Origin of the sequence: Vibrio sp. 10N.222.52.B7 (genome assembly GCF_041474275.1) — a bacterium.
GTDB classification, from domain to species: domain Bacteria; phylum Pseudomonadota; class Gammaproteobacteria; order Enterobacterales; family Vibrionaceae; genus Vibrio; species Vibrio crassostreae_C.
This window is the reverse complement of the sequence record NZ_JBFRTU010000087.1, coordinates 35949-45655: the sequence shown is the minus strand read 5'-3', so window position 1 is coordinate 45655 and position 9707 is coordinate 35949. Positions and strand designations below refer to the sequence as shown.

5 protein-coding genes are annotated in these 9707 nt (G+C 43.5%); 1 reads left to right on the top strand and 4 read right to left on the bottom strand.

The genetic code is table 11. The features are described from left to right. Positions 1-233: 233 nt before the first annotated feature. A complete protein-coding gene (locus AB4512_RS19630) occupies positions 234-1409 on the bottom strand; it encodes an MFS transporter (protein ID WP_017064421.1) in 1176 nt (391 codons plus the stop codon). Between the two features lie 243 nt (positions 1410-1652). Between AB4512_RS19630 and AB4512_RS19625 the strand changes: the two genes are divergently transcribed. Continuing rightward, on the top strand, positions 1653-2543 hold the full coding sequence (locus AB4512_RS19625; protein WP_017061891.1) for a LysR family transcriptional regulator: 891 nt from the start codon (positions 1653-1655) through the stop codon (positions 2541-2543). A gap of 94 nt (positions 2544-2637) precedes the next feature. On the opposite strand, the gene AB4512_RS19620 is transcribed toward AB4512_RS19625, so the two are convergent. From AB4512_RS19620 to AB4512_RS19610, 3 genes are all read right to left on the bottom strand, one after another. Continuing rightward, positions 2638-7533 carry an ATP-binding protein gene (locus AB4512_RS19620; protein ID WP_372074306.1) on the bottom strand — a complete coding sequence of 1632 codons (4896 nt, stop codon included), beginning with the start codon at positions 7531-7533 and terminating at the stop codon, positions 2638-2640. 70 nt (positions 7534-7603) lie between these two features. Further along, positions 7604-8629, bottom strand: coding sequence for an HD-GYP domain-containing protein (locus tag AB4512_RS19615; protein WP_029235511.1), 1026 nt, complete (start codon positions 8627-8629; stop codon positions 7604-7606). A 310-nt stretch (positions 8630-8939) separates the two neighbouring features. Continuing rightward, a complete protein-coding gene (locus AB4512_RS19610; protein ID WP_280588899.1) occupies positions 8940-9704 on the bottom strand; it encodes an ABC transporter ATP-binding protein in 765 nt (254 codons plus the stop codon). Between the last annotated feature and the right edge of the window lie 3 nt (positions 9705-9707).

Sequence of the window (9707 nt, the reverse complement as noted above, 5' to 3'; positions counted from 1 at the left end):
CAATTTTGGTCGACCTGTAAATCATCGCTGGCTCTGTCATGCGTATTTACAACACAAGCTTAAGTACTGTTGTCACAGGATATAAGCCACGACAGCAGTTTTAAGAAAACGTTATTATTTAAGCCGTAAGCAAAGGCCCTACCGATTTGGTAGGGCTTTTTATTGGTCGCAGTTCGAGATACTAGGGTTTTAATCACAGTAACAAATTTACTGAACCACCATTCGATGAGCCATTACACAGGCTGCTTTTGAATACGCGATTTACGAGCACTGAATGCGAACAGCAAGATAACAGCTAACACGAATGGTAATACGTAGATATTGAGGTTCTGCCACCCTGCTGTCGATTCTAGCCAGCCAGAGAGCATCGCTGTAATCGTCACACAGCCAAAGACAATAAATTCATTAAACGCTTGTGCCTTAGCTTTATTCTGCGATTGGTAGGACTGACTAAACAAACCTGTTGCCGCGATAAACATAAAGTTCCAACCGACACCAAGCACAACTAGAGCCGCTCTGAAGTGCCAGATAGATTCGCCATGAATGTTAATCGCGATACAGACGACGAACAGAACCCCGCCTGCCAAGATCATCATTCTTGAGCCAAACTTCTCGATAAGTGAACCAGTAAAGAATGCAGGAACAAACATCCCCAATACGTGCCACTCAATGACGCCCGCTGCTTTGGTAAAGTCAAAGCCACAACCAATCATTGCCAATGGCGTTGCTGTCATCAGGATATTCATCACCGCATAAGCGACCATGGCAGCAAACACTGCGCCAATAAAGTTAGGCGCTTTTACTATCACACTGAGAGGATCGGATTTAGGTGCCTGACTATTAAAAGAGACTTTGGGGAACTGAATGGTTTGTAAGATGAGTAACGCAAGAATGTTCAATCCAATCAAAGAAGCAAAAGCACCAATGTACAAGCCATCTTGCGACCACTGTTGCGACATAATCGCCAAATTTGGCCCTAATACCGCGGCTAAAACGCCACCAGCCATCGAGATAGAGATCGCTCGATGACGTGCATTTTCATCACACACCTCGATTGCAGCAAAACGATAAAGCGTGCCAAAACCTATGCCTATCCCAAGTAAGAACGTAGCGAAACAAAACAGATAGAAATTTTGCTGAGACAGTGCGTAGGTGGCAAGACTAGCTCCTGTAATGCCAACCACATTACCAATGCTAAATCCTCTCTTTCTCCCTAACTTGCCTGAAATTAAAGATGCAGGAATAGTGGCTGCCATTAGACCCAAAAACTGCAGTGCAACCGGCAAGGTGATCATGCTGACACTGGGTGCAATCTGCTTACCGATCAAACCAATCACAGAGATCAGTAATATGTTACCCGTCATCAACAAGGCCTGACACAGTGAAAGCAGCCAAACATTTCTATTCATCTTCGTTCCTAAATATGAGCACAGTTGGTCAATAGACCAAAAATTCAACAAAGTCGCAACACTTTGTTACTCATAGCAACTCTACAAAGCGACCAATAGACCAATATAAAGTGCTACCACCACATGACTTTGATTAGCGTTACTTAAGACGCTAGAGTTGAAATTATCATTACTTAAGATAATAATAATTTTCTGTTATTTATTGGCTTTGTTATTTATAGGCTTTAGTATTTGAAGGTGAGTATGATTAATCCACTTTGGCTCAATACGTTTAAGACTCTGGTTGAAGTTGGCCATTTCACCCAAACGGCAGAAAAGTTGTATATGACACAACCTGGAGTCAGCCAACACATCAAGAAGCTTGAACAAGCTTGTAATTGTGACCTGCTATCTCGAGAAAACAAGAGCTTCGAACTGACCGAACAGGGTCGGATTATGTATCGCTATGCGATCAAACTAGAGAAAGACCAAGAAGATCTTTTTGAGTCTCTGAGTTTTGATAACCCTTATGCTGGGCAATGTCACTTGTCTTGCTCTGGCTCACTCTCTTTGCGTCTGTATCCCAAGCTTCTTGAACTTCAACAGCAACACCAAGAGCTCAGCATTAACTTAGAAGCCGCTCCAAACAAAAAGATATTGAATGACCTAAGCGAAGGCACTACCGATATCGGCATTGTTAGGCATTCCCCGAACGACAGCTACTACCAAAGCCAAGTCATCGGCAAAGAAGCACTGTGTCTTATTGTTCACCACAGCCTTGCTGATTTAGAGATAACGCCGCAAGTATTGAATGACATTGGCCTGATTGCCCACCCAGATTCTGCACACTATCTGTCTTTGTATTTCGACCTTTGCGGAGATAAAGACTTAGCGAACATCAACGTTAATGAGATACCAAGATCTGGCTACATCAATCAGCTTCACCAGATCTTGCTACCCGTATCAAAAGGATTAGGTTTTACCGTGTTACCGGCTGGCGCGGTTGAACACTTCCCAGATAGAGACAAGCTACACGTTGTGCCGCCAAAGGTAGAAGTAGAGGAAACGCTGTATCTGGTTCAAAAACGAAACCGAAAACTGCCGCACCGATACGATACGGTTGTTGAGCTAATCAAACAGAACGTGAGTCGTTAGTTCGGTATAGATAGATTTAAAGCCTTTAGCTAGCTCGGTATTTCGCTATAAGAGCTAAAGGCTTTAATGTTGAAGTGATATTTATAAAAGACAACTACTCAGAAGCGCCAAGCCCCTCTTTTGCTCGTTCAAAGTCATAATTATCTAACGCACTTCGAACATCTTTGAGAACAACAGAATGTGGATACTGTGCCAGTAACTCAGTCACATATTGAGTTGCATCGTTATCATAAGCATCCAGCAGTGATAGCAACTGAGCATGCTGTTCTGACGTGATGCTCGGTGAATCAGAGGTATCAGCAAGACTCGCATCGGCTTCTTCAGTACTTGTCGTATTGAATCCCCCAACACCAGACACATCAAAGCTGATCTCAACTGCTTTAATCAGTTCGATTAACCCAAGTTCGCCTTGCTTAAGATCTGCTTCATCACACGCCTTGTTATGCGCTTTGCTTTCTAAATCACTGAGTAACTCTGCCAATCGCAATCCACCAATCGAAGCTGCCATGCTTTTTAAGGTATGTAGATTACGCTCTAACGTCTCCCAGTCGCCTTGTACTAAGTTATCAAAAGCATCCGACATAATGTCAGGCGCCCCTTGGCAGAATCTACCAAGCATCTTCTCTTGCAGTTTCGCATCATGATGAGTCAGTTGCTCAAACTTCGACTGAGAGAAAACAGGCTGCTCTGTTTGAGTATCGGAGTGTAATTCCGAACTATTATCAGAATCACTGGCCAGTATCGTATCTGAAGAGGTGTCTGATGGCGCTCGACCTTCAACTAAGACCTCAGGAACAATGTATCGAGTAATCAAAGACATCGCTTTATCAATAACAATAGGCTTATCCAAGAAGTCCGTGATGCCCGACGCCCTCGCTCGTTGTTTCGCATCAGCAAAAACATTGGCTGACATTGCAATAATCGGTACATCTATATCGAATTCACGAATCAAACGGGTAGCTTCAAAGCCGTCCATAATCGGCATTTGAAGATCCATGAAGATTATTTCGTAGTCGTTGTTTTTAGCTAACTCCAGCGCTTCCTTTCCGTTTTCAGCAAGATCGGCATTTAATTTAGAGCGACTGAAAAATGCTAAGGCGAGATCTTGGTTCAGCTCATTGTCTTCAACCAATAGCACTCTTTGCCCTTTGAACTCTATCTGATAATCCAGTTGCAACTCTTGAGCTTTGAAGTCGGCTAACGCATCCGAGCTTGAGCGTGGCAATGTCAGTACAAAGGAGAACTCACTGCCTTGCCCGTAAACACTCTCTACCGTAATTTGACTGCCCATCGCATGAACTAATTTCTGGCTAATGTTGAGCCCAAGCCCTGTACCGCCAAACCGACGTGTCGTTGTGGTATCCGCTTGGCTAAAGGCTTCAAACAGCTTGTGACGGTTCTCATCCGAAATGCCTATCCCGGTATCCATCACACTCACTCTCATGGTTAGGCTGCTGTCGTTCGAGTCAACATGCTCCACCGTTAATGCTACGCTGCCTTGTTCCGTAAACTTAATCGCGTTGCCCACAAGGTTGAGTATGACTTGGAACAACCTCAAGGGATCGCCTTGCAGTGGCGTGTCTAACTCTGGGTCGATGACCATCGACAAATTGAGTTGTTTCTCAGCTGCTTTCGACTCCATTAGTTCAATCACATCTTTAAAGGTCGTTACGGGATCAAACGGGACGTTATCAATAACAAGTTGTCCAGCTTCTATCTTTGAGAAATCAAGGATGTCATTGATGATACCGAGTAACGAATGGCCAGAACGGTGCACTTTCTCAATGTAATTTCGAGCGACAGGATTAGATATTTCGCCAATCGCCAGATAAGACAAGCCAATAATGGCGTTCATTGGGGTTCTTATCTCATGGCTCATATTGGCTAAGAATTCCGATTTAGCTTGGCTCGCCAAATCGGCTCTCTGTTTCTCTTCTTCCAATTGTTCGTTAAGGCGCTTCATTTCTGAAATATCGAATGCCCAAAATAGTGTGGCGACTTCACCATCAATCTCAAAAAGATAGTAACTGACCAAAGCAACAAATCGGGTTCCATCAGACTTTCTGAGTACTAACTCCCTATTTTCAACTTTACCGTTAAGGTCGAGCTCTTCATGCACGCCATCACGAACGCTCAGCGAGTCATGGATAGCGGCAACGTCGATAGAAGACAACGCCTGATCTTCCACGCCAAACAAACGTTTTGCCGTATCGTTCGCGTAACGAACCTCTTCTTCAAATACCACACTAGCTGCAATTGGAGAGCTATTTAGCATGTTGTAGAGTTGGTTCTGCGCCTTTTCCAGAGCTTCGGTCGCTTCCTTAGCAATACTGATCTGCTTCGCTAATTTACGATTCCAGAAAATAATAAGAAGAAGGATCACCAGAGAAAAAACCGAAATAGTGTAAACCAATTGATAATCAACTCTTTCTATCGCTTTGGGCGCCGCCCACTTTGCTGAGATCTTCTGGTGTTCTTCAGCCGAGATACTGCCTATCGCTTTGTTCACAATAGACAACAGCAAAGGTTCAGATTTGATGACATGCAGAGTTGGCGACAGGAAGAAGTCTAACCGGCCGATGATACCAACCCCTCGATGACCAAATGAATCAATGAGGTAATTGAGGACATCAACAGTGTCGACCATGCCGTCTAAGGTTTTATCATCCAATCGGTTGAGCCCATCGGCCGTGGATTCTACCTCTACCCACTCAACGTTCGGGTACTTATCTAAAATCGCGTTAGTATTTGCCGCATTCTTCAATATACCGATTTTCCAACCATCAGCTTCTTCAAGTACCAAGCTACTAACGTCTCTTCTCGATGCAATGGCCAAACGACTTGAAAACAAGCTTTTAGCTGCTTTGACGTTATCTCCTAACGAACGATTCTCTTGAGCTGCTGAGACCAGTTCCACTTCATGATGATCAACCAAGCTTCGGGTCTCAGACCAATTCGCCACGTCAACATGCTGAATACTTAGCCCTGTTTTTTGTTCAATCAGCGTTAGATAATCATCAATCATCCCGATGTATTCACCGGTATTGGATACCGCTTCATAAGGTAACGAATTCGGATCGATACCTATACGTACATCCGGATTATCTTTAATCCACGCCCTCTCTTTTTGGCTTAGATTTAGGATCTCTCCAGTCAAGTTACTCGCTTGATAAACATCCGCAATATAGCGTTTCACCGCATCTCCGAATGAACTAAATTGTTCGACAGATGGAAAATAAACATGGTTCCGCTCTAACGAATTAACATCAAAGTAGAAAGTCATCGAACCAGAGTTGATACTCCCTCCCTTGGTCCTATAATTCGCCACCTTGGTGACTGATGAAAAGTGAGAGGTATTTTTCTTCTCTCCATATTGATCAACTAGGTTGCCTATGTACCAAGATTTGATCGGGCGACTATTGTTATCCGCTTGTGCGGTGATCACCTGAAAAGAACTGTCCGTGTCGAAAATTTCAAACACTTCCGTCAACTCTTCAAAGCGGTCGTTGACGATAAAATACGCAGATATTTGCGCGATAATATTCGCTTTTTTAAGGACTAGGCTTAAATCACTCTGAACCTGCATCTCGATAATTTGGTTTAAGCCGTCATCCTCCTGTTTAAGCCTTTTAATTGCGGCATTGAAGCTATCTCTGATTTCTTCACTCTTAAAGTCCACATAGATCGGATACTCAACTTTATACTCGTCATGTAGCGTTAGCTCTGCCATTTCAATAAAACGAGTGTTGGTGATAAACCACTCTAGCACTCTTCGTTCAACCATTAGCAGGTCAACATTTTGAGCCCTCAACTGCGAGAATGCTGATTCAAGATCTTCGTAATCTTCAATACGATCAATGTCTAACTTACTCTTCAGAACTTCAACAGAGTTTTTAATTGTGGATGTTTCGTCGAACAATAACGCCCCTAATGATAGGTCTTTTGGGGATTGAAGTTGGAGTTTGCGGCGAGTTAGTGAAACAGGAACAAACTCAACATTAAAAACGTTATCACTTAAAAAGTGCGCATTAGGATCATCAAACTGAACACCAGAAACAAAGGCTATAGAATTATTGTTATCGATGGCTTTTTTAGCGGCGCTAGGTGGAAGTGTGACAACGTCACCTAGTTTATATCCCATGTCATTCAGTGCACGCTGAAGAATGTCGTACTGTAGCCCGACTGCGGTGCTGTCTGGGTAAATATACGGAGGGTTACCAAAGCCAAACACGCCTTTTAGCGGCACTCGATAGGGGGAACTGTCTAGCCACTTCGATAAAATCTTGTTCTTGTTATCAACGTCGAAGGTTTCAATCTGTTTGTTGATTAGCGTCAGCAGTTCTGGTTCATCGGTTCGAATCACCATTGATGCTTCAAACCTTTTCCAATGCTCCAGAACATAATTTACCGCTAAATCATGAACGCCAATCTTTTTCGCAAGATCCATAGTGGTGATAGGTTCACCGACCATGCCTTCGACATCCCCGGCCCCTAACGCACGTACTGCATCAATAACGTTATCAAAATTCACTCGCTCAATAGAACTCAATTTGACACCGGCTCGCTCCAAATCGATATTTTCGTTAACCATCGCAATACGGCGTTTATTATTTTGATCTAGGTTTCCATCGAGTTTGTTGTCGATGGGAACAATCACTGCGACCTGATAAGGAATATAGGGAGCACTCGCAAGAAAACGGCCACCTTCACTTGGGTCGAACTGTTGGAATGGAAATACATCGCCTCGCCCGTCGACTAACGCGGCTTTAGCCTCGACACGCGAGTTAACTGTGACAAACCGAACATGAACACCAAAACGCTGTTCAAGATCTAATGTCCAATCTTTGATGATCCCAGAAACCTGCCCATCATCATCGATGAATGAGTAAGGATAATGGTTGGCCAAGACAACAAAAGTTACCGTTGGTTGGTTTCCCAACCACTGATTTAACTCAGTATCTGTTACCTCAGCAGCATTCGTAGATCGCATTAGCAGCGACCACACCACAAGTGTAATGACCAGAAAAACAACCAAACGATTTAGCGACAACATCAAGCCATCACTCATCTCTAAATTTCTCTTTAATTGCTAGAATCTCAGGTAACTTCAGAAAAAACACATCAACGATAGTTGGATCAAAATGTTTGCCTTTCTGTTCTTCAAACAAGTTCAGCGCCTCATCAATACTCCAAGCTTTTTTATAAGGGCGCTCTGCGGTCAGGGCATCAAACACATCAGCAACAGCCGCAATTCTTCCAACCAATGGGATACCTTCACCAGCTATCTGGTTTGGATAACCACTGCCATCCCATTTTTCGTGATGATATTGCGCCACCTGAATAGCCATACGCATCAGTTTGGAATCACTCTGCCTACCAAGTATATCAACACCATATTCGACATGCTTTTGCATAATTGTCCACTCGTCGGCGTCCAATTTACCCGGCTTGAGTAATACGCTATCAGGAATACCGATCTTGCCAATATCATGCATTGGTGCTGCATCACGCAACGTCTCGGCATCTTCGTCAGTCATTCCCAAGGCTTTAGCTAGCACTTCACAGTAGTGACTCATACGCTTAACGTGCATGCCTGTTTCATTGTCTTTAAATTCAGCAGCTCTACCCAGTATGTTCAGTGTTTCTAGCTTACCGAGATTGATCTCTTGAGTTTTCTCTTTTACCTGACTAAACAACGCGCGTTGTTGGTCATAAAGTGCGATATGCGTTTTCACACGCTGGAGTGCAATTGCAGGGGTTATCGGCTTGGTTAGGTAATCGACAGCCCCCAAGGAGAGCCCTTTTACTTCGGCTTCTGGACCAATTGTGGCGGTCACGAAAATGATAGGAATGTGAGCCGTATTCGGCTGAGCTTTAAGTTGGCGGCACACCTCGTAACCATCGATGTCAGGCATCATGATATCAAGGAGGATAAGGTCTGGCTGCGGCACCATCTTCGCAATTTTGATACCAATTGTGCCGTTAATCGCTACTTTCACTTGATAAGTATCTTTGAGTATTGCCGTTAACACATCCAAGTTACTTGGGGTGTCATCCACGACTAACACTATAGGTTTCCGACTCATTGATACCTCGTATACAAATCAAACAGTTATAACCCTAGTGTAGAACGGTTTCCAGAGGTTAAGTAGAAAAAAAAACAATTGATTTTCAAAAATGAAGAGTAGATCTGTGAGTGACTTCAAACTGGCGTTATTAGAAGTACGACCAGTCAATATTACGTCAGTTAAGTTATTATTATACAAGGGGAATTACCTTTGCATTGCAACATTTCACTAACAACACCGATACTATCCGAAAACAAAAAGAGCTCCTCATATGGGAGCTCTTTTCGTTCAACGGCTAGAAAGCAAAACAACCGAGTTATTCAGTAATCTAACGACCAGAATAATACATACAGATTCGAACACCATCGAACTCACGAATCTCAAATGGGATCTCGTAGATAGACTCCATCACTGATTTTTCAACCACTTCAGAGACCTTGCCCGACTTAACCACTTGGCCCCTCTTCATCGCGACAATGTTATCTGAGTAACAAGAAGCGAAGTTGATGTCATGAATCACGATAACGACCGCTTTATTGAACTCATGCGCTAAACGACGCAACGTCTGCATAATTTCGACCGAGTGTTTAATATCAAGATTGTTCAGTGGCTCATCTAAGAACACATAATCCGTATCTTGCGCCACAACCATCGCGATAAACGCCATTTGACGCTGACCGCCACTCAACTCATCAAGGTATTTGTTTTGGATGTCAGTAATGCCAAGGTGTTCTAGTGCTGTATCGACGATCTTATGATCTTCGTCTTTCAAGCGACCTTGAGAGTGTGGGAAACGACCAAAACAGACCAATTCACGAATCGTAAATCGCATGTTGATGTTATTTGATTGTCTTAACACGGCAAGGTGCTTCGCTAGCTCTTTGGTATCCCACTCAGCCAGTAACTTATCGCCAATGACCACTTCACCCGCGTCGCTGTCTGTTAAGCGGCTCGCCATTGAAAGCAGTGTACTTTTACCCGCACCATTTGGGCCAATGATAGAAGTCACTTCGCCTTTCGGGAACATAGCACTGGCATCATCAACCACGAGTGACTTGCCATACTTCTTACTTAAACCTGTTAATTTAATCACTAC

Bases quoted from the DNA above. Each gene is read 5' to 3' on its own strand.
- AB4512_RS19630 (WP_017064421.1), bottom strand. From the start codon at position 1,409: ATGAATAGAAATGTTTGGCTGCTTTCACTGTGTCAGGCCTTGTTGATG.
- AB4512_RS19625 (WP_017061891.1), top strand. From the start codon at position 1,653: ATGATTAATCCACTTTGGCTCAATACGTTTAAGACTCTGGTTGAAGTT.
- AB4512_RS19620 (WP_372074306.1), bottom strand. From the start codon at position 7,533: ATGCGATCTACGAATGCTGCTGAGGTAACAGATACTGAGTTAAATCAG.
- AB4512_RS19615 (WP_029235511.1), bottom strand. From the start codon at position 8,629: ATGAGTCGGAAACCTATAGTGTTAGTCGTGGATGACACCCCAAGTAAC.